We start from the raw sequence: 19,920 nt of genomic DNA, 5'->3' as shown, positions 1-19,920 counted from the left end.
AGATATGAACCAGATTACCAAAGCAATCATCACTGCAACCGCATTCTCGCTTCTTCTCACGGGTTGCGACATGTTCAAGAAGAAAGATGAAGGCGCCGAACAGAAGGCCGCCACCATCGAACAAATCCAGGCCGAAAAGGGCAAGCCCGCCAAGGTCGTAAAGGCCACCACGGCAGAAATCACCGACGTGCGAAAGTTCAGCGGCACCATCGAAGGCATGCAGCAGACCTACGCCCTTTCGAAGATGAGCGATCCGCTTGCCAAGATCCACGTGCAGGTCGGTTCTAGCGTAAAGAAGGACCAGGTTCTTGCCGAGTACCTTTTCACCGGCGACAACACGCAGTACCAACAGGCGCAAGAACAAATCGCCCTCCTCGAAAAGGCGACCGAACGCATGCGCGAACTGCACGCCAAGGGCGGCATCAGCCAGCAGGACATGGACACCCAGGAAATGCAGCTCAAGGTTGCGAAGATGAACCTTGAAACCGTCCGCCGCGCATCGAAGATTCTCGCCCCGGCGGCAGGCGTTGTCACGGAGCTGCACTTCAAGGAAGGACAGACTCCCGGAATCGGGGTCTTCTGCACCATCGCAAAACTCGACCAGGTCATCCTCAAGCTGAACGTCACGAGCAAGGATATCGGGTTCTTCAAGAAGGGCGCGACAGCGACTGTCGATGTGGGCGGAGAAAAGGTCAAGGGCAAGGTGACGCTCATCCCGCTCGCCGCCAATTCCCTAACGCGTTTCTTCCCTGTCGAAGTGACATTCCCGAACAAGAAGAAGCAGCTGTTGCCCGGCATGTATGTGACTGCCGAACTTGACGCCCGCAACGTGAAGGGAATCATCGTCCCCATCGAGGCAATCGTCTACCGCAACGGCGTAAACACCGTCTGGACCGTTACCGCCGAAGGCAAGGCAAAGCGCAAGGTCGTGAAACTCGGTGTGCAGACCAAGGGCGATGTCCAGATTCTCGAGGGCCTTGAAGATGGCGACCAGGTCATGGTTGAAGGTCAGTTCCGCATGAACGATGGCGACAAGGTGCTCATCATCGAATAAGGCTACGGAGATTTTTGAATGATTAAGGCGAGTATCTATAAACCGATTACCATGCTCATGGTCATCTTGACCGTGGTGGTTTTCGGTATCTACACCTACCGCATGATGGTGGTAGACCTGTTGCCGAAATTCGAAGTGCCCGTGGTAACGGCGGTCATCGTCTATTCGGGCGCAAACCCCGAAGAAATCGAGACAACCGTCATCAAGCCTGTCGAAGACGCCGTCGAACTCGTTGACGGTATCGACTACGTGCAGGCAATATGCATGGAGAACTACGGCATCCTCATTGCCATGTTCAACATGGGAACGAACGTGGACGTGGCAGCAAACGACGTGCGCGCGAAAATCGAGCAGACGGCGGCAACCTTCCCCGATGCCGTCGAAGCGCCGATTATTTCGAAACTAGACATCAACGCCCAGGCAATCATGAGCTTCTCCTTCACCGGCCCGGTCAGTTCGACCGAACTGCGTAAGAAGGCCGAAGACGAGATCGAGCCCCTGCTTACTTCTGTTTCCGGTGTTGCAAGCGTGGATATTTTCGGTGGTACGACCCGCGAAATCTCCATCGAACTCGACAAGGAAATGCTCAAGTCTCGCGGCGTAGACATATCGACCATCATGGGCGTGTTCCAGGCGTCGAACATCAACTACCCCGTCGGTGAAGTTCGCGGCAGCCGCAAGAACACCTCCGTGCGTACCGCAGGCAAGTTCGAGAACCTGGACCAGATGCGCGACATGGATATCCCGACTGGTACTGGCGTCATCAAGCTCGGCGAAATAGCGAAGGTCAAGGACACCGTCAAGACAGTCACCTCCGCATCGCGCTACAATGGTATCAACTCCGTCTCGCTCGACATCAAGAAGCGTTCTGATGCTAACGTGGTCGACGTCGCCAAGGGTACACTCGCCCGCGTGGAACAGATCAACAGTACGCTTCCCGAAGGTTTCAAAATTCACCTGATTTACGACAAGTCCGAAGCAATTCAGGAATCCGTAGACAACGTTATCCAGAACATCCTCCTTGCCATCGTGCTTACGTCGGTGCTCTTGCTCCTCTTCCTGGGCAAGCTTTCCACCACGCTTATCGCAGCCCTCACGATGCCGATTTCCGTCATCGGTGCGTTCACGTTCATGTACTTCGCCGACTTCGGCATCAACATGATGTCTCTCATGGCGCTATCTTCGGCGGTGGGCTTGTTGGTCACTAACTCCATCGTGGTGCTCGAGAATATCAACTCCAAGTTGCAGGATGGCCTCGATCCCAAGGAAGCGGCCTACAAGGGCACAAGCGAAATCATGGTCGCCATCATGGCATCGACCCTCACCAACGTGTGCGTGTTCGTGCCTATCGCGTTCATGAAGTCCATCGTAGGCATTTTCTTCAAGACCTACGGTATGACCATGGTGTTTGCAACAGTCGTGTCGCTGTTGGTGACGTTCACGCTCACCCCGCTCATGGCGGCCTACCTGTTCAAGGGCAAAAAGAAAGACGAGAACGGCAACATTATCGACGAAAAGCCCGGAATAGTGGAACGCCTCACGAGCTTCTTCCCGTGGGTCCTCAACGGCATCCGCTTTGTCTACCTAAAGACTCTCGGCTTTTGCCTTTCCGTGCCAGGGTTTTTCGCGCAGCTGCTCGGCATGGGCGCACTGCTTGCATTCGTCGCCTTCATGGGATTCAACTTCCTCTCCGTCGAACTCATGCCCAAGCAGGATCAGGGTCAAATCCTCATTTCCGTCGAAATGCCTATCGGTACGAACATCGAAACTACGGATAGCGTAACGAAGATTATCGAAAGCCGCATCAAGGACATTCCCGATATGGAGCGCTACAACGCTACCGTCGGTGGTGAAAACGGCTTTACGGGCACGAACACCTCCAAAATTCGTCTGAAACTGTTCAAGCGCGGCGAAGGCCGTGACCGCAGTTCCGAAGACATTGTCGACTCGTTGCGCCCCTACCTCGCCGACATTCCCGACGCATACATCTCTATCAAGATGGCCTCTGTCACCGAAATGAGCAACGGCCAGGGTGGAGACGTCGTGCTCGAAGTGAACAGTCTCGTTGTCGATTCCGCCCTCAAGGCTGCAGAAATCCTCATGGACAAGATTCAGGACATTCCCGGCGTCGTCGACGTAAAGCTGAGCTACGAAGCCGGCAAGCCCGAAATCAAGCTTGTTCCCAACCGCCAGGCGCTCGCCGACTACGGAGTCGCCCTGCAGTCCGTGGCTGTCATGAACTACATCGCTGTAAGCGGCCTTGAAACCAGCACCTACACCGAAGACGGTGAAGAATACAAGGTGTTTGTCCGCATGGAAGAGAAAGACCGCAAGGATCACGCCGATATTGAAGACCTGCCGATGCTCACGCCCAAGGGTTTTGTCCCGGCAAGCACGCTGTTCGACATTGTCGACGGCGCAGGCCCGACCAAGATCGAGCGCAAGCGCAAACACAACCATGTAGACGTCTACATGAACCTTCTCCCCGGCCACACGACCGGCGAAATCATGGACTCGATTAAGGTTATCACTGACTCCATGAAGGATGAGGTGCCCGACGGCATCACGTTCAGTTTCGGTGGAAACGCCGACATGCAGAACGACATGGTGGAAGAATTCATCGCGGCTATCCTCATGGCCATTCTCCTCACCTACATCTTGCTGGTGGCCCTGCTCGAAAGCTTCTTGCAGCCCTTCATCATCATGTTCACTATCCCGATGGGCGCCATTGGCGTTATCCTCGCGCTCGTGTTCACGGGGACTTCGCTCTCGATGGTTTCCCTCATGGCAATCGTCATGCTTATCGGCGTGGTGGTCAACAACGCAATTCTACTTCTGGACGAAGCGAACCGACTGCTCCGAAGCGGAGCCATGGGCAGGCGCAGCGCCATGCTGACGGCCGCAAAAGAAAAATTCCAGGCCATCGTACTTGCGACATTCGCATCCATAGTGGCCCAGATGCCGCTTGCTCTCGCCATCGGTGGTGACGTCGCGAAGATGAACCAGCCCATGGGTATCGCATGCGTGGGCGGCCTCGCCGTGTCCGCGTTCCTCACGATGTACCTCATTCCGACAGCATTCTGGCTCCCGAACGCCTTGTTCCACAAGGTCAAGAAGGGCGTGAAGAAGGTTAAGAACAAGATGAACAGGCACGCGAAAACATAAGCCCGCACAAGCAATGTTTCAGGAATCCCGCCAGTTTGGCGGGATTTTTTTATGGTCTGCAAACCCGCCTTTTTTGTATATTGCGGGGCATGACCGAAAATATTTACTGGGGAGAGGCACGCGAAGGCCATATCTTGCGCGTAGCCGTTCCCGACATTTACAATGAGTTCTCGCTCGAACGCATTCGGGTGGAATCAGGTTGCAGGCTAGAACCCGAGCAGCACACCGAAGCAGAAATCCAGCAGATGATCCGAGCTGCCGCAGTTAAGGATGTCGGCGACACCCTTGCAGGGCTAGAAGCAGCACCTCCGCCAAGCGGCAAGGCTCATTCCTGGGAATCAGAGCCCATCATCAACCTCGCAGACTCGCTTCTGGAAGCAGCCCTTGAACGAGGCGCCACGGACATCCATCTAGAACCCTGCAAAGAAGGCATGAGAATCAGATTTCGACGCGACGGGATGCTCGAAATCTACCGCACCCTGCCCGAGTGGATTTGCGACCCGCTACTGATCCGTTTCAAGCTGCTCGCCGACGTAGACATTACCGAAAAACGCCTGCCCCACGACGGTTCGTTCCATTTTCAGGGATGCCACGAATCGAACGTGCGGTTGAGTACGCTTCCGACACACCGGGGCGAGAAATGCGTCCTGAGGCTGCTTCCTGCGCATGATGGCGGAACCGGGCTCGTCGCCCTCGGATTCCATGAAGCCACCCTGAGGCAACTGAGAAACATCTTCGCCAAGCCACAGGGACTTTTCCTCGTTACGGGGCCCACGGGCAGCGGAAAGACGACAACGCTCTATGCCGGGCTTCGCGAGATCATCAAGCGAAAGGTAAACGTGACAACCATCGAGGATCCGGTGGAATATCCGCTCGACGGAGCGAACCAGGTCCAGGTGAACGAAAAATGTGGGCTCACCTTCGCGGCTGCATTGCGTTCGATTCTACGCCAGGACCCTGACGTAATCCTCGTGGGCGAAATCCGCGACGAGGAAACCGCCCGCATAGCCGTAAGGGCGGCAGAAACGGGCCACCTCGTACTTTCCACACTCCATACGAACAGCGCAAAAGCGGCAAGGGACAGGCTTTTGGATTTGGGAATTTCGGCAAACGTTCTCGAAGACGTGCTCCTCGGTGTTGCCGCTCAAAGATTGTTGCGGAAGAAAACAGGTTCAGGCGGTTACCGGGGGCGAATCGCCGCCACCGAAATCCTGAAACCAGACGGCAGCTACGTCGAAGGAAACATCCGCGAATACGCAGAATCACTCGTTCATTCTGGAATCACGGACCTAGACGAAGTCAACCGCGTACTGGCATGATTACTGTGGTTTTTCCAGATGGAACTTGATATTGCGCCGGCGGTTACGCATAAATTCAGAATCTTCGTCCGGCATGTGGTTCCCCGGACTCGCTAGCATCGCGGCCAGGTTTATTGCCTGCTGCATGTCGAGTTCAGAGCAATGGATTCCATAATAGACTTCGCTCGCCGCCTCGCATCCAAAAATGGTCTTGCCCCACTGGGCATAGTTCAAGTATAATTCGAGGATTCGGTCTTTACCCAATTTCCATTCCATCACCACCGCATAGCCCAATTCCTTCGCCTTGCGTTCCCAAGTGCGTTCGCCCGTCAAGAAAAGGTTTTTCGCCAGCTGCTGCGTGATTGTCGAACCGCCATAAAGGATTTTACCGGCAGACACGTTCGCATCCATCGCCCACGCGATGCTTTTCACATCAAAACCTGGATGATAATAGAATCCCGGATCCTCGGCAGCAATCGCCGCCCTCTGGAGGTTGCGACTAATGGAATCCAGCGGCACGTAACGATGTTTCATCTGCACCTTCGGATTGGAATCCAGCAAGTCCTGCATAAAGCGGCTCATGGCCGGAGGTTCCTCTTTCATCGAGCCGATATCGTTAATAGGATCAAAGATAATCGAGTGTGCCTTAATGATAAAGATTGTCCCCACAATTGAGAACAGCACTGAATAAATCAGCAAGGCCACCAAGAGAATCTGGCCTACAATCGCAAATTTTTTCATAATCGTATTACTTTTTTCCTCCAAACCAATCATTGACATCTTCGCCTTCCTTGATATTTGAGGAAAGCCCCTCCAAACCATCTCCTAAAATAATGGTTCGGATGCCAGCATTACCAAAAACACCCTGAAGGTATTCCATCCCCTTGCGCCCAGCCTCGTCGTGGTCTAGGCAAAGCACGATATTCTTGTTCTTGAAAAGCGGGAGCCATTCAATCTTGAAGCTGCGAACGCCCGGGATTCCAACCGCCTCGATATTCTGTTGCAAGAATGTGAGCGTATCGACAACCCCCTCGCACAGGTAAATCCATCCCGTCTTTTGGTTCAATGCAGATAAATTATACGGGAACGGAACCGACCCCTTCAGGTGGAGTTCCTTGGGTTCGACGGTTCTATCGATGGCTCGCGCCTGAAAATGGAACGCGCGATTCTGCGTATCGAGATACGGGAATATCAGCGGATGCTTGTAATAACGCAAGTTTCCCCGGTCATTGAAGAGTCCAACGTAGCGAAGGACGTCCATGCTGAAGGATTCCCTCAAATGCCGGTTCAGGCTATCGTAATCCGTAATGCAGCGAAGCAGCATCCGATCCCAAACAGGCTTGTAGATTCTTCGTTTTGAAAGGTAGGCTGCAGCAGGAGTTCCGTCTATGGGCGAAAGCATCTTCAAGAAAGAAAGCACGACTTTCTTTCGTTCTTCGTCAGGAATGAGCGCCTTAGGTTCTTCCGACAAAATTTCACGTTCGGGGGGAGCAACGACCTCGCGGTGTTCATCACGCGAAATCACCGGTTGAAGCGTCGATGACGAAACGGCGGGCGAAGTCGGTACGGCACGCTTGCCTCCCGCAACCAGGAACGGGAACATATCCTTGAGCAGGTTCAAGGCCTCCGGAAACGAGCATCCGCGATACTGCTGCACCAGCGAAAACACATCGCCACGGACATCGTCGCAGACCCAGCAGCGAAACATTCCGCGTTCTTCCGATATAGAGACCGACGGCGTGCGGTCGCCATGGACATGGCGCTGCGGATAGAAGCACTTGAACTTTCCACGTTCGACCTTGATTCCCAGAGCCTGGGCCACCGCGGTGATGGAAAGCGAAGCCTTGAATTGTTTCAGTTCGTCGTCGGTCATTTCGAATGAAATAATAGGAAAAATGTTTGAAGCTAAGCTATATTTTGACTATGATTGTCAATGAAAACGAGCCTATGAGCAAGCACACCTCCTTCAAGGTTGGCGGTGCAGCACGTTATTTTATAAAAGTCGAAGACAACGATGAACTAAAGACGGCCATCGCTCAAGCCCGCGAAAAGAGGCTTCCCCACTTCATTCTCGGAAACGGGACAAACCTGCTTGTTTCTGACAAGGGCTACGACGGTGTTGTCATTACGCTTGCAGGTGAATTTTCGGCCATCGAGGATTCAGGAAATGGTTCGTTCAAAGTCGGAGCGGCCACCCCGCTCGGCAGGTTCGCGCGGACAGCAATGAAACTTGGCTTCGCGGGCATCCACAAACTCGCAGGAATACCGGGTACCATGGGCGGCGCGATTTACATGAATGCAGGCGCCTACGGGCAAGAAATCGGAACCTGCTGCACACAAGTGACCATCCTTGATTGCGACGGCAACATCCGCACGGTTTCGTCCACCGACTGCGCCTTTGGGTACAGACAAAGTATCTTCCAGAAGGACAAGGCCACAATCCTTTCTGCAACATTCCAGCTACCCACAGCCAATGCACAAGGTAAATCCGTTGCCGACCTCGAAGCAGAACTTGCCGAATGCATGGCCAAGCGCAAAGCAAGCCAGCCGCTCAACATGCCCAATGCGGGTTCCACCTTCAAGCGGTTACAAACCGGGGCCAAAGACACGCCCACGCAAGTCGCCCCCGGCTACTACATCGAGCAGGCCGGACTCAAGGGTTTCCGCATCGGTGGCGCCGAAGTCAGCACGCTCCATGCGAACTTCATCGTAAACGCGGGTGGCGCAACGGCCGCAGACATCATGAATTTAAGCGAACTCGTGCAAAAAAAAGTTGCCGAAAAATTCGGTATTCAACTAAAGCGCGAGATTATTCTGCTCGGAGAATTCTAGTTTTATTCTTCAGCCTTGGATTCCACCTTCTCGGGTACCGGATCAAATCGGTTCAGGATGCAGGTAATCACCGCATATACAACACCGCCAAAAAGACCTCCGGTCAAATCGGCCACAAGATCCAACACGCTACTGTCACGGCCCTCGGTAAAACTCTGGTGATATTCATCGGTACATCCGTAAGCAAGAGCAAGGCCGCCAACTACCAGCACACGCAACCACTGGCGCTTAGACCATTCGTTTCGGCTCCAGAGCATGGCATAGCAGCCAGCAAGGGTCGCGTACTCGCAAAAATGGGCAAGCTTGTCCCAAACGTGGGGCAAGCCCTCCAACTGCTCCATCGTCATCGACGACAGTTTAAAAATAATGGCCATGCAGAGAATGCAAGGAACAGACCTGAAAAACGGATACTTTTCAAAAATGCTTTCGAACATATCGACGCCAAATGTAGAAAAATGCATTCCCTTTTTCTACATTTACACCCATGAAAGCGATTACTCTGAAAGCCGGACGCGAGAAGTCCGCATTGCGTTACCACCCTTGGATTTTTAGCGGAGCCGTTGACGAAGTTATCGGCGACCCGGAACTTGGCGACACCGTTGAAGTTTACAGCTACAAGAGCGATTTTCTGGGTCTTGCGGCGTACTCGCCCAAGTCCCAGATCCGCGGGCGTTTCTGGACGTTCGGCGAGAAGGCAAACATCGACCGCGAATTCTTCAGCGATATTCTTGACCGCGCGATTGCGGCCCGCAAAAGCCGCGGTTTTGACATCGAAGACAAGGAATCCGCTTTCCGCCTGATTAACGCCGAGAACGACGGCATTCCGGGCTGCATCATCGACAAGTACGCCGACATCTATTCTGTCGAAATCCTTGCAGCCGGTGCGGAAGTCCACCGCAAAACGATTTACGAGCTGCTCGCCGAAAAGACGCACTGCAAGGGAATCTACGAACGCTGCGATTCCGAAGTGCGCCGCAAGGAAGGCCTGCAACTGCGCACGGGTGTCGTCTATGGCGAAGTGGGCGACGAGCCCGTCATCATCAACGAGAACGGAATCCTCTTCCCCATCGACGTGAAGAACGGTCACAAGACCGGCTACTATTTGGACCAGCGCGACGCCCGCCGCCGCATCGGAGAACTTTCCAAGGGCAGGAAGGTGCTAAACTGCTTCTGCTATACCGGCGGATTCGGGCTCTACGCTCTCCGCGGCGGTTGCGAAAAAGTTTATCAGGTGGATGTTTCCAAGGACGCGCTCAAGCTCGCCAAGGAAGGCATCATACGTAACAAGCTCAGCACCGCACACGCCACCCATGTAGAAGCGGACGTGTTCCAGTACTTGCGCAAGTGCCGCGACAAGGCCGAAACTTTTGACCTCATCGTGCTCGACCCGCCCAAGTTCGTGGAAAGCAAGGACAACCTGCAAAAGGGAGCCCGCGGCTACAAGGACATCAACCTGCTCGCCATGAAGCTTTTAGCCGAGAGCGGAATGCTTGCGACCTTCAGTTGCTCCGGGCTCATGGAAATGGACCTGTTCCAGAAGATTATCGCGGATGCCGCCGCCGATGCCAAGCGCCACGTTCAAATCATTGAACGCTTCGGCCAACCTGCCGACCATCCCGTGAATACAGCATTCCCCGAAGGGCAGTACCTCAAGGGATTGCTCGTTCAGGTTGTGTAAGGTGTAAGTTAGACCGAGAGAAATCCCGATTCACTAGCGGCTATTCAGGTAGTCCAGAACTTTGTTCGTGAGGTCGTTTTCTTTCTTCCAGAAGAGAACGGCACCCGTGGCACGGTCCACAACCATGTCGTAACCTTCCTGCAAGGCAATTTCGTTAATCGCCTTGCGGATGAGCTGAATAATCGGGGCACTCACTTTTTCGTTTTCGCTGATGAGTTCTCCCTTGCGCCCGTAGACACGGTCGATGAATGTCTTGAGTTCAGTATCCTTCTTGTTATATTCGGCTTCAAGCTCACGTTTCTTTTCATCGCTGAGCATCAGCACCTGCTTGTCAAGTTTTTCCTTGATAGCGGAAAGTTCCTTCTGCAACAGGTTCGCCTGCTGTTCCCACTTGGCCACCTGGCGGTCATACTCTTCCTGGGCCTTCTTCGTGCCCTTGTAACCGTCAAAGATGAGCTTGGAATCCACATGGGCAATGCGCAGGCCGTCCTCGGCAAATCCGGCACAAGCAAGAGCCATCACCACTAGAAGTATAAGTCTGCGCATCATAGAGCCTCCTGTTAGAATCCCTGGCCAATGACAAAGTTGAATTCCATGTCGCCCACTTCGCTACGCTTCAAGCCGGAGTAGGTCTCGCCCACGTCCAGCGGCCAAGCGAAGTCGAATCCGATAATACCGAGCATCGGCACCACTACGCGGAATCCGAAACCGATGTCCTTCTTGAGACTGGTCGGATCCCATTCGCTAAGCGGGTTCCTGCTCGGCTTCGCGACCTTCGTCTTGGGGTCGTAGCGTTCGCCGAACACGTTACCTGCGTCGAAGAAGAACGGAAGCAGGTAGAATGTCTGCGGCACAATACCAAGCTGGAGTTCAGCACCAATATACTGGAAACTGCGCCCCAGGCGACGGTAGCCGATGGAACCTGCGCTGTAACCGCGCATGGTGCCTTCGTAACCCATCACGCCACCCATCGTGTAGAGCGTGCGGTATTGCAGCTGGTCGCCGAAAATAACGCCGTATTCATTCGTAAGGGCAATCGCCAGACGATCGCGGAACAGCGGGAACCACCACTTGATGGTCAGTTCCGTCTTCACAAAGCTGAAGTCACTGAACAGGAGGTCGTTTGCGACCTGGACGTCAAGCACATAGCGGGAACCGTCGGTGGGGAACTGCGGAAGGTTCTTATCATCACGCAGCAAGCGGAAGTTGATTGCCGATTCCTTACCGGTATAAACCACGTAGCTGCCATCGATGTTCGGGCCCTGCTTATTCATGAGCCAGCTATAGCCCACCTGACCGTAGAAGTAGTCGTCGGGCCACTTGAGACGCTTACCCACGTAGACGGAGCCACCGTAACGGGTAATGTCCGGATCTCCGTAATCTTCCATGTTCCACCAGGTGTAGCTGAGGCTTGCACCAAGGGTAATCGGCTTGTCCAGCAGCCACGGTTCCTGGAAACTGATCGAGGCGCTCTTCTTGTCGGCACCGTACTCAACACTCAAGCTAGCCGCCTGGCCATCACCCATACAGCAGTTCGGGATAGAAATGCTAGCCGTTCCGACGAGACCGTCGCTTTCGCTATAGGAGACGCCCAGGCTGAACTGCCCCGTGCCCGCTTCCTTCTCCTGAACCGTAAAGTCGAGGTCGACTTCCTGTTCTCCGTAAACCTTGATATCCGGAAGGACCATGTCGAAGTAGTTGAGCTGCATGATATCGCGGAAGCTACGTTCCAGGGCGGACTGGCGGTAGGTATCACCCGGATACAGGCGCACCTCGCGGCGAATGACCTTCTCGTTGGTCTTCGTGTTGCCATGGATATAGACCTTGTGAATGGACGCCGGGAGGCCTTCGCGCATGCGGTACGTGAGGTTCACCACGGAATCGTTTTCGAACGTGCGTTCCTCGTCAAACTGGGCAAACAGGTAACCGTCTTCGCGGTACACTTCGATCAGGGCCTTCCGGGATGCGTCGTAGAGGTACTGGTCAAAGACCTTGCCACTGTCGAGGCGGAATGCGTAGCCCAGAATCTTATCGTTCAGGACCTCGTTGCCGGAGAAGTGGACACTACCCATGTAGTAACGACGGCCCTCGACCATGCCGATATGAATGCAAATGGCGCTAGAAGTCTTGATATTATCGTACTTGTTCAGCACGGGGAACATGTCTTCGAGCATGTAACGGACCAAGAGTTTCTCGTCGTAGGCAGAAAGTTTCGGGAGCGCCTTGAGCGAATCGATCTTAGGATTGTTGAACTTGCGACCATCCACAATCTTGAGCCATTCACGGCGAGAATTCTCGTAGCGGATGATGTCGTTCAAAAGCTTGAGCGCTTCTTCTTCGTCCATGACCTTCGGTTTAGGACGGGTCACGTAGTTATGGCTTGCCGCATTGTGGTTTTGGCGGAAATAATGGGAAACCTGCATCGTAGGCTTTCCTGCCATCTTGTAGATTGCAGTCGCAGAATCGCCCATGGCGCGGTTCAACTGGTCGTAAAGGGGCTGGAGGCTCTCCCCAACCGGCACCATACGTCCAAGGTAGAACAGGCAGCTGGAATCCGGCAAGTATTCAGCACGGTAATCCGTGAGTTCCGCATCCAGGAAGCCAAAATGGCGGATGGCATTGAGCACGGAATCGCGGTCGGCCTCAAAAACGTTTTCCTTGAACTCGCCGCCACCATACCACTGATCCACCTTCGTGAGCATATGGTCGGTAATGTCAATTGCGGGCACATTGTCGTTACCTTCGATTTCAATGCGGCGAACCTTGACTTTTTCGCCTTCTCGGATAATGAACGTCACCTGGTTCTTGTTTTCGTCGATGGCGGTCTCACGGTAGCCCACTTCGGCAAGCAGGAAACCTTCCGAATGGTAATAGTCGATTAAAGCCTGGCGGTCGCGTTCAAGCTGGCTCTTGCTGTAGACCTGACCCGGAATCAAGCGAAGCTTGAGGCGCAAGTCATCTTCGGAGATTTCGTCGCAGCCATCGATAATCGCCGTATCAAGAGCGGGCAGTTCCTTGATCTTGAAGATAAGGTCAACCTCGGTCGAGTTATCCACATAATCCACCCAGGCGGACACGTCGTCAAAAAGTCCCGACTTGTAAAGAGCAGTCACGGCCTCCTGGACCTTGTCGGAAAGGGCGGCCGGAGAATAGGTCTGGCCATCCCGAATACCAATTCGACCCAGCACGGATCGCTGGTCCATGTGAACGTTACCTTCCACAAGAACCTTGCGGACCTTATTTTCAGCCATATAATCCGTGGGCATCTGGGACATGTCCAACAACTGAGCCTGAACAAGTCCAACCAAAGCTAAAACGATAAAGAGCAAACGAGGACGCAGAATAAACCTACCTATAATTGCATTTAAAACAAAATTCATGCCCAAAAATACAAAAAAAACGGCAATTAGCCCACAAAAGAAAGTCAAAAACGCATCCAAAAGCAATTAGAAAAACAAATCAACGGTTTTACACTTTTTGTTAAACTCGCAAACGTGTTTTTTCGAAAAGAATTTTCGTCTTTTCCCTGATTTTTCATCGGAAAAAAAGATAAATTCTAGGCTGTAATTTTTTAACCGCGGTCCCAAAGACCGGCAACTGAGGATTATATGCGTTCAACCGCCTGGAATGACGAAGAAAATAGAGTCCTGCCCGAAATGGCACTCGACTTCATGCCCGAAGAAAAACTCCGCGACCTGCAGCTGCAGCGTATGCGCGCCACCGTGAAACTTGCCTACGAGAAGGTCCCGCTCTTCCGTGAACGCATGGACGAGAAGGGACTCAAGCCCGAAGACATCAAGACCCTCAAGGACGTGGCGAAACTCCCCTTCACCATGAAGAAGGACCTGCGCGACACCTACCCGTATGGCCTGTTCGCCGTAGACCTGAGCGAAGTCGTGCGCCTGCACGCAAGTTCGGGCACCACCGGCAAGCCCATCGTGGTCGGCTACACCAAGGAAGACATGGAAGTGTGGGCCCAGGTCGTGAAGCGCGGCCTCCTCGCCTGCGGGTTCAGGAGCACAGACATCGTGCAAAACTTCTTCGGCTACGGCCTGTTTACCGGCGGTCTCGGCATCCACGGCGGCTTTGAAGCCCTCGGTGCAACCGTCATCCCCATCAGTGGCGGCAATACCGAACGCCAGGTGATGCTCATGAAGGATTTCGGCGTCACCGCGGTGGGGGGAACGCCCAGTTACTTTGTCCGCATCATCGACGTTGCCGAAAAGATGGGCGTCGACCTGCGCGACCTCAAGGTCAAGCGCGGCATCTTCGGTGCTGAACCGTGGAGCGACGGCATGCGCGACTACATCGAAGAAAAGACCGGCATCAAGGCGTACGACATCTACGGCCTTTCCGAAATCGTGGGCCCGGGCGTGGGCTGCGAATGCGATTGCCGCGACGGCATCCACATCTTCGAAGACCACTTCTACCCCGAAATCGTCGACCCCGAAACGCTTGAACCGCTGCCGGACGGCGAAGAGGGCGAACTCGTGCTTTCTACGCTCAGCAAGAAGGCCATGCCCATCATCCGCTACCGCACCCGCGACATTACCGCCATCGAGAAGACCAAGTGCAAGTGCGGCCGCACCATCCGCCGCATCCGCCGCATTGGCCGCCGTAGCGACGACATGATTATCATGCGCGGCGTGAACGTGTTCCCGAGCCAAATCGAGACGGCCCTCCTCCGTGCAGAGAAGGCACTGCCGCACTACCAGATTGTGCTCGACACCAAGAACAACATGGACACGCTCGAGGTCAAGGTGGAAGTCTCCCGCGATATGGTGAGCGACTCCATGAGCGACATGGAACAGCTGAACAAGAAGTTCAAGCACTCCATCGAACAGATTCTCGGCATTTCCGTCATCGTCACGCTGTGCGAACCCGATTCGCTGCCGCGTAGCGAAGGCAAAGCCAAGAGAGTTGTCGACAACAGGAAAAAGATGTAAGGAGAATGCACTATGAAAATTCCACAGGTTTCAGTTTTCGTTTCCAATCGCCCGGGCCGCCTTCATGCAGTCTGCAAGTCCCTTGCCGATGCGGGCGTGAACCTCCTTTCGCTCACACTTGCCGACTCCGGCGAATTCGGGCTCATCCGCCTTATCGTGAGTGACCCGGAAAAGGCCGTAGACGTGCTCGCCAAGGCAGGCCTCAGCGCCACCATCACCGACGTGGTCGCCTGCCCCGTGAACGCCGCCATCGGTGGCCTCGCCGAACTGCTCTCCACTGCGGTAGGTAGCCAGCAGATTGACTACATGTACGCCTACCCCTCCACCCTGAACGGCTCTAACATCATGATTCTCCGTTTCCAGGACACGGACAAGGCCATCGAAGCCCTGAAGGCCACGAACTTCAAGGCCATCAGCAAGGAAGAACTGCTGGGGTAACCCGGATTGTCATCCCCGCGACCTTAGTTGTCATCCCCGCTATACGATACTTGGCAACTTGTTGCCATAGTAGAGTTATCCTCTTTGGGGAGAAGCGGGGATCCAAAAATTTCAAACGCCGAGCGAAAGCCCGGCGTTTTTTACGTGAAAACCAACAGCAGTCTTATTTCACCGTATAAATCGTGAGAGTCTTGCTGTATTCGTAACCGACAACAAGCAAGGCCTGGCCTTCGAGCGGGCTCTTGTCCGCCGGAATAAACAGCACTCCTTCCGGGCCACGATCCAGCGGGTCCAGGTAAAAACCGACCACCTTGGGGCCCTTGTACTCTCCGTGTTTCGGAGCCTTGATGTAGCGGGGTGTTTCGGCTTCCGTCACGTCGATGACCATTATCCCGCTGGTGCGTTCCAGGCCGACAAACGCATAGCGCCTGTAGCCGACCTCGCCCACAGTCACGTTCTCGGGTTCGCAGCCCTTGTCGCTACTGCGTTTATCCATCTTGAGCTTGTTCTTCTTGGAATTCCAGTTAAAGTAGTCCGGTGCGCTTTTTGCAAGAATACGTTCGAACGCATCGAAAGAATCCCACACAAGCCTTCCTGTCTCGCCGTTGAAAATGCTCATGGAACGCGTGCCGAACGTGTACATGTAGGGGCAGGCAGCCCTCTTGTCGCGTTCCCCGTCGCACGTGCGTTCGAGCCCACTCACGCTCAAGTCCTTCAGTTCGTTCAGGAGCGAATCCGTGAACACGCGACGGTCGAGCCGTTCCTGATCAGCAAGCATCATCGGGGTCGTCACGTCCGTCCACGCCTTGTAATCATTGACCGGAGCGCCCTCGTTTGCCGTCAGCACGTAATACTTGTCGCCGATAGAAAAGGAAGCGATACCGTCGGGCTGGCGCAGGCCGCGCAGTGGGTATTTCTTCATTTCGATTACGCCGTCGCTCACCGCATCAATCGTGGCACCGGATTTCACGTAGTCAACGTGCCCGAGAGCGAAAACATCCTTCACCTTGCGGGCCTTTACATCTACCTTCGCGATGGCATTGTTCTCTTGCAGCGAGACCCAAGCCCACCTGGAATCGGCAGACACGGTGATGTATTCCGGCTCCAGAGACTTCAAGAAGCCCTGCGTTCCCGGAGCGCGTACACCCGCCTTCCTGAGAGTATTTGAATCAAGATGGTCGAAGCGCGCCACCGTATATTCCGCATTCTTCCACAAGTCCGCCTCGCCCGCCTGCGCTACGGACAAAATAGCAACGCCGCCTTCCGGGTCTTCCGAAAAATCCGCGCTCGGTGAACCCTCGCAGGCCACCAGCAGGTTCTTGCCATCGGGTGTAAACTTGAGCATGTCGGGCTGACTACACACCTTGTAAAGCCCCACGACCTCGAGGCTATCCGTATAGCGCATCACCTGCACCTGGCCGTCGCGCCATTCCTCGTCTTCGAGCAGGGATACCGCCACCAAGTCGCCATGCACCGTCACGCTAGACGCATTCCCGAGAACCTGCACTTCAGCAACCTTCTTGGGGAGGCCAGGATTGTTCATGTCCACCACCTCGATAATCTTTTCTCCACCCACCACGAACAGCATGTTCTTGCCTGGCATAAAGTCCGAAATCTCGGCAGTCTTCATCGGCAAGGTCGCAAGCGGAGTGAGCACATTCCCCAACTGGAACGGGCCCGCCAACTGGGCGTTCTGCTTTGCAAAACAAAAGCCTGTCGTCAAAAGCAGGCTAAGAGCAACGGGGGCAAAAAACTTCATACCGAATTCCTACTTCATTATCAGCCACATTATCAGCAGGCCAATTCCAATTCCACCCAAAAAAGAAGAGCCTCCCATCATGGTCATCTTCTTACGTTCTTCTTCGGCCTTATCCTTGGTTTTTTCGTTCACTTCAAGTGCAATACCCAGAGCCTGAGCGCAGACTTCGTTGTTTTGCTTCATTGTCTGGTAGCTCTGTTCCCAGTTGGCACACTTCGCCTCTTCAACGACAACAGCCTTGCGAAGCGAGTCCTTTTCCACAGCACAAAGGCTATCACGTTCCTGCATCACGCTATCGCGCATGGCAAGTTCAGCCTGGACTTCGGCAACGGCGATCTGGCCTACGGCTTCCGTACTGACGGGATCCGCAGGCTGAGCGTCCTCGGCCGCAAATGCAATCGCGACCGAACAAAAAAGAATGGCAAGAAAAGACTTTAACACTCGCATTATAAAAACAACCTACCTAGGCATAACTGCCGTTTTACGCCAAACTCCGTTCGAATACTTCATATAGTACACGCCTGGAGCAAGCTTGCCGGCATTCTTAACGACAGATCCATCAAGGCTACGCACCTGCACCACATGAACTGCGGCTTCAGGAGCAGACATCGTAGCTAGACGCGTCGGGCCTTCGGACGAAGAACTTTCAACATCGGAGGAGCTGCTTTCTGCATCAGAAGAAGAACTTGCCTCCGTGCCGGAACTCGACTCGGCGGAAGCGGACGAGGATGCCTCACTCGAAGACGATGTTCCGCTCGATGAAGACTCGGCTTCCTTGCTCGAAGACGACTGTTCGGCAGTGCTGCTGGATTCTACGCTAGAACAAGAAACGGGATCCGCAGAAGAACTGCTGACCTTCTGCGACGAGGAACTTGTCGCGGCGCTCGAGCTGGAACTAGCCTCTTCGGACGAGCAGGAGACAGGAGAGAAGCTCGAAGAGCTATTTTCACTTGAAGAAGACGCCTCAAACGAAGAACTCGACAGCGGCTTGCGGGAATCGCCAAGCACCACCTTGATTACCTGAAGGCGGACGCTCTTTATCGTATCGGGAACAGTCAACGCTTTAACAGCGGCATTCACTGCCTTCAGGGAATCATTGCTGGCCGCGGATCCAAACCTAATACCTATATGCGTTGCATCTTTATTGTACTGATATTTTACGGAAGCAAACCACCACTCAAAAGCAAATTCAAAGGTCGTAGAGAACAACAGGTTCGAGGCCGTAAACGAATAGTCATCGGGAATCAACCCCGAGACATACGCCAAAATGTTATAAGTATTCGAGGAATCATGACCATTCATCTTCAAAGCGTGAATGTCGTAAATATACGTCGAGTAATCGTCTTCCGTAACATTTTGCCACTTCTGGCTTGTTGTCCACTTGGCATAACCCACAGTCGTCCCCTGCATCTCGCGGCAAGAAGCCTTGATGGACACGGGAATCTGCATGGTTTGACTCGTGGAATAATTCATGCTCAGCGTCTCGTAGGTTTCGTGCCGCGTAACGTTCGAGGAATCCTTCGCCATTGTATGCGGATTGCCGTACCAGTTAGTCTCTTCGATATAAGCAGGGACGAGTTCAATCTCGGAATGAAGCGAGTCGCATGCATTGCGAATGAATACAGAAGCCGTATCCTGAGCATAGGCAACCGAAGCCATTGCGAAAACCGCGAGAGCCATCAGGCTGTTCTTCAGAGTGGATAATTTCATAAAGCCTCCCTTTTCTCCTAAATATATATCGTTTTCGTGCAAAGCGTTACCGGGCATACTACCCGCAGGCCGCCAAAATGCGCTCCCAGCCGTCTTCGGGAATCTGCGCGCCCATCACCTGCACCACCTCGTTGCTCACTACGCTCCCGAGGTTGCCGCTGCGTTCCATGTCCCAGCCGTTCATGTAGCCGTACAGGAATCCCGATGCCCACAGGTCGCCGGCACCAGTCGTATCGATGGCCTTCGCGGGGCCAGCCTGCACGCGGGTCACCTTGCCGTCCTTGGCGATAAGGGCTCCACGCTTGCCAATCTTCACCACGGCAACCTTCGCCTTCTGTGCAAGAACATCAAGTGCAGCCTCTTCCTTCACGCCCGCATACGCATACGCCTCGTCCTCGTTCGCGATGATGATATCAATCATCTTTTCGGCAAAGAGTTCATCAAACAGCTTGCGGCAGGCTTCCACCACGCCAAAGCTACTGAAGTCAAGCGCGGTTTCCACGCCCAGGCTACGCGCCAGCGTAAATGATTTCTTGAAGCAATCCGCATTGAACGCGCGGTAGCCTTCCGCATAGAGCAGGCCCACGCCGTCGTAGAGCGCCGGCACAAAGTCCTCACTCACAAGGAAGTCAGAAGCGCCGAGGTACGTCCACATGGAGCGCTGGGCATCGGGCGTTACCGCAGAGAACACGCAACCCGTAGCCGCATCGCTCATCCCGAGCTTCGATTCCACGCCGTTGCGTTCCAGGTGCTCGCGGAAAATCTTCCCGAGTTCGTCATCGCCGACCTTCGAGATAAACGCAGCCTTGCCGCCCAGGCGTGAGAGCCCGACCATCGTATTGCAGGTAGAGCCACCCGGCACGCGCAGCGGGTTCTTGAGCGCCGCAAGGAACTTTTCCATCTGCGGCCAGTCCACCATGTTCATGCCGCCCTTCTGCACGCCCTGAGATTCAATCCATGCGTCATCCACATTCGCGAGAATATCAACGAGGGCCGCGCCCATACCAAGAACTTTCTTCATAATGCTTCCTCTAAAAATG

At 54.1% G+C, this 19,920-nt stretch carries 16 protein-coding genes; 7 read left to right on the top strand and 9 right to left on the bottom strand.

The features are described 5' to 3' along the window. Nucleotides 1-4: 4 nt before the first annotated feature. The 3 genes from B2310_RS05130 to B2310_RS05120 all read left to right on the top strand — a co-directional run bounded on the left by B2310_RS05130 (nt 5) and on the right by B2310_RS05120 (nt 5,538). Nucleotides 5-1,054, top strand: coding sequence for an efflux RND transporter periplasmic adaptor subunit (locus B2310_RS05130; RefSeq protein ID WP_173382222.1), 1,050 nt, complete (start codon nt 5-7; stop codon nt 1,052-1,054). A gap of 18 nt (nt 1,055-1,072) precedes the next feature. Beyond that, nucleotides 1,073-4,219, top strand: a complete 3,147-nt coding sequence (locus B2310_RS05125) for an efflux RND transporter permease subunit (RefSeq protein WP_173382223.1) — start codon at nt 1,073-1,075, stop codon at nt 4,217-4,219. 89 nt (nt 4,220-4,308) lie between these two features. After that, on the top strand, nt 4,309-5,538 hold the full coding sequence (locus B2310_RS05120) for a GspE/PulE family protein (protein WP_290729164.1): 1,230 nt from the start codon (nt 4,309-4,311) through the stop codon (nt 5,536-5,538). On the opposite strand, the gene mtgA is transcribed toward B2310_RS05120, so the two are convergent. After that, the gene (mtgA, locus tag B2310_RS05115) at nt 5,539-6,258 is read right to left on the bottom strand and encodes a monofunctional biosynthetic peptidoglycan transglycosylase (protein ID WP_173365836.1); all 720 of its coding nucleotides are present in this window, start codon (nt 6,256-6,258) and stop codon (nt 5,539-5,541) included. Nucleotides 6,259-6,265: 7 nt separating this feature from the next. Next, the gene (locus B2310_RS05110; RefSeq protein ID WP_173382225.1) at nt 6,266-7,390 is read right to left on the bottom strand and encodes a CHC2 zinc finger domain-containing protein; all 1,125 of its coding nucleotides are present in this window, start codon (nt 7,388-7,390) and stop codon (nt 6,266-6,268) included. Nucleotides 7,391-7,440: 50 nt separating this feature from the next. On the opposite strand from B2310_RS05110, the gene murB reads away from it, so the two are divergent. Further along, nucleotides 7,441-8,349, top strand: a complete 909-nt coding sequence (gene murB / locus B2310_RS05105) for a UDP-N-acetylmuramate dehydrogenase (protein ID WP_290729162.1) — start codon at nt 7,441-7,443, stop codon at nt 8,347-8,349. Between the two features lie 2 nt (nt 8,350-8,351). Here murB and B2310_RS05100 read toward each other — a convergent pair whose 3' ends face one another. After that, nucleotides 8,352-8,783, bottom strand: a complete 432-nt coding sequence (locus B2310_RS05100; protein ID WP_173382227.1) for a VanZ family protein — start codon at nt 8,781-8,783, stop codon at nt 8,352-8,354. A gap of 50 nt (nt 8,784-8,833) precedes the next feature. On the opposite strand from B2310_RS05100, the gene B2310_RS05095 reads away from it, so the two are divergent. Continuing rightward, complete coding sequence (locus tag B2310_RS05095) at nt 8,834-10,027, top strand: class I SAM-dependent rRNA methyltransferase (protein WP_290729158.1); 1,194 nt, start codon at nt 8,834-8,836, stop codon at nt 10,025-10,027. A gap of 33 nt (nt 10,028-10,060) precedes the next feature. Here B2310_RS05095 and B2310_RS05090 read toward each other — a convergent pair whose 3' ends face one another. Both B2310_RS05090 and B2310_RS05085 read right to left on the bottom strand, forming a co-directional pair. Next, complete coding sequence (locus tag B2310_RS05090; RefSeq protein WP_173365831.1) at nt 10,061-10,576, bottom strand: OmpH family outer membrane protein; 516 nt, start codon at nt 10,574-10,576, stop codon at nt 10,061-10,063. 11 nt (nt 10,577-10,587) lie between these two features. Continuing rightward, a complete protein-coding gene (locus B2310_RS05085) occupies nt 10,588-13,278 on the bottom strand; it encodes a BamA/OMP85 family outer membrane protein (RefSeq protein ID WP_290729155.1) in 2,691 nt (896 codons plus the stop codon). Between the two features lie 357 nt (nt 13,279-13,635). On the opposite strand from B2310_RS05085, the gene B2310_RS05080 reads away from it, so the two are divergent. Continuing rightward, a complete protein-coding gene (locus B2310_RS05080; RefSeq protein WP_290729153.1) occupies nt 13,636-14,973 on the top strand; it encodes a phenylacetate--CoA ligase family protein in 1,338 nt (445 codons plus the stop codon). 12 nt (nt 14,974-14,985) lie between these two features. Further along, nucleotides 14,986-15,411: an ACT domain-containing protein gene (locus B2310_RS05075; RefSeq protein WP_173382230.1), complete on the top strand. Its 426-nt coding sequence runs from the start codon at nt 14,986-14,988 to the stop codon at nt 15,409-15,411. A gap of 163 nt (nt 15,412-15,574) precedes the next feature. Here B2310_RS05075 and B2310_RS05070 read toward each other — a convergent pair whose 3' ends face one another. From B2310_RS05070 to B2310_RS05055, 4 genes are read right to left on the bottom strand one after another with little or no spacing between them, the layout of a single operon-like run. Next, complete coding sequence (locus B2310_RS05070; RefSeq protein WP_290729151.1) at nt 15,575-17,170, bottom strand: choice-of-anchor I family protein; 1,596 nt, start codon at nt 17,168-17,170, stop codon at nt 15,575-15,577. A 9-nt stretch (nt 17,171-17,179) separates the two neighbouring features. Next, complete coding sequence (locus B2310_RS05065; RefSeq protein WP_290729149.1) at nt 17,180-17,611, bottom strand: hypothetical protein; 432 nt, start codon at nt 17,609-17,611, stop codon at nt 17,180-17,182. Between the two features lie 18 nt (nt 17,612-17,629). After that, the gene (locus B2310_RS05060; protein WP_290729147.1) at nt 17,630-18,880 is read right to left on the bottom strand and encodes a hypothetical protein; all 1,251 of its coding nucleotides are present in this window, start codon (nt 18,878-18,880) and stop codon (nt 17,630-17,632) included. Between the two features lie 58 nt (nt 18,881-18,938). Further along, nucleotides 18,939-19,901 carry an adenosine kinase gene (locus B2310_RS05055; RefSeq protein ID WP_290729145.1) on the bottom strand — a complete coding sequence of 321 codons (963 nt, stop codon included), beginning with the start codon at nt 19,899-19,901 and terminating at the stop codon, nt 18,939-18,941. Nucleotides 19,902-19,920 lie beyond the last annotated feature (19 nt).

This window comes from Fibrobacter sp. UBA3629, assembly GCF_002374005.1.
Taxonomy (GTDB): Bacteria; Fibrobacterota; Fibrobacteria; order Fibrobacterales; family Fibrobacteraceae; genus Fibrobacter.
The sequence above is the reverse complement of the archived record's forward strand: the minus strand, read 5'-3'. Positions and strand labels throughout refer to the sequence as shown.

Excerpts from the sequence above, each read along its gene's own strand:
- B2310_RS05095 (WP_290729158.1), top strand. The coding sequence starts at position 8,834 with ATGAAAGCGATTACTCTGAAAGCCGGACGCGAGAAGTCCGCATTGCGT.
- B2310_RS05075 (WP_173382230.1), top strand. The coding sequence starts at position 14,986 with ATGAAAATTCCACAGGTTTCAGTTTTCGTTTCCAATCGCCCGGGCCGC.
- mtgA (WP_173365836.1), bottom strand. The coding sequence starts at position 6,258 with ATGAAAAAATTTGCGATTGTAGGCCAGATTCTCTTGGTGGCCTTGCTG.
- B2310_RS05055 (WP_290729145.1), bottom strand. The coding sequence starts at position 19,901 with ATGAAGAAAGTTCTTGGTATGGGCGCGGCCCTCGTTGATATTCTCGCG.
- B2310_RS05080 (WP_290729153.1), top strand. The coding sequence starts at position 13,636 with ATGCGTTCAACCGCCTGGAATGACGAAGAAAATAGAGTCCTGCCCGAA.
- B2310_RS05090 (WP_173365831.1), bottom strand. The coding sequence starts at position 10,576 with ATGATGCGCAGACTTATACTTCTAGTGGTGATGGCTCTTGCTTGTGCC.
- B2310_RS05085 (WP_290729155.1), bottom strand. The coding sequence starts at position 13,278 with ATGGCTGAAAATAAGGTCCGCAAGGTTCTTGTGGAAGGTAACGTTCAC.
- B2310_RS05120 (WP_290729164.1), top strand. The coding sequence starts at position 4,309 with ATGACCGAAAATATTTACTGGGGAGAGGCACGCGAAGGCCATATCTTG.
- B2310_RS05130 (WP_173382222.1), top strand. The coding sequence starts at position 5 with ATGAACCAGATTACCAAAGCAATCATCACTGCAACCGCATTCTCGCTT.
- murB (WP_290729162.1), top strand. The coding sequence starts at position 7,441 with ATGATTGTCAATGAAAACGAGCCTATGAGCAAGCACACCTCCTTCAAG.
- B2310_RS05110 (WP_173382225.1), bottom strand. The coding sequence starts at position 7,390 with ATGACCGACGACGAACTGAAACAATTCAAGGCTTCGCTTTCCATCACC.
- B2310_RS05100 (WP_173382227.1), bottom strand. The coding sequence starts at position 8,783 with ATGTTCGAAAGCATTTTTGAAAAGTATCCGTTTTTCAGGTCTGTTCCT.
- B2310_RS05060 (WP_290729147.1), bottom strand. The coding sequence starts at position 18,880 with ATGAAATTATCCACTCTGAAGAACAGCCTGATGGCTCTCGCGGTTTTC.
- B2310_RS05125 (WP_173382223.1), top strand. The coding sequence starts at position 1,073 with ATGATTAAGGCGAGTATCTATAAACCGATTACCATGCTCATGGTCATC.
- B2310_RS05070 (WP_290729151.1), bottom strand. The coding sequence starts at position 17,170 with ATGAAGTTTTTTGCCCCCGTTGCTCTTAGCCTGCTTTTGACGACAGGC.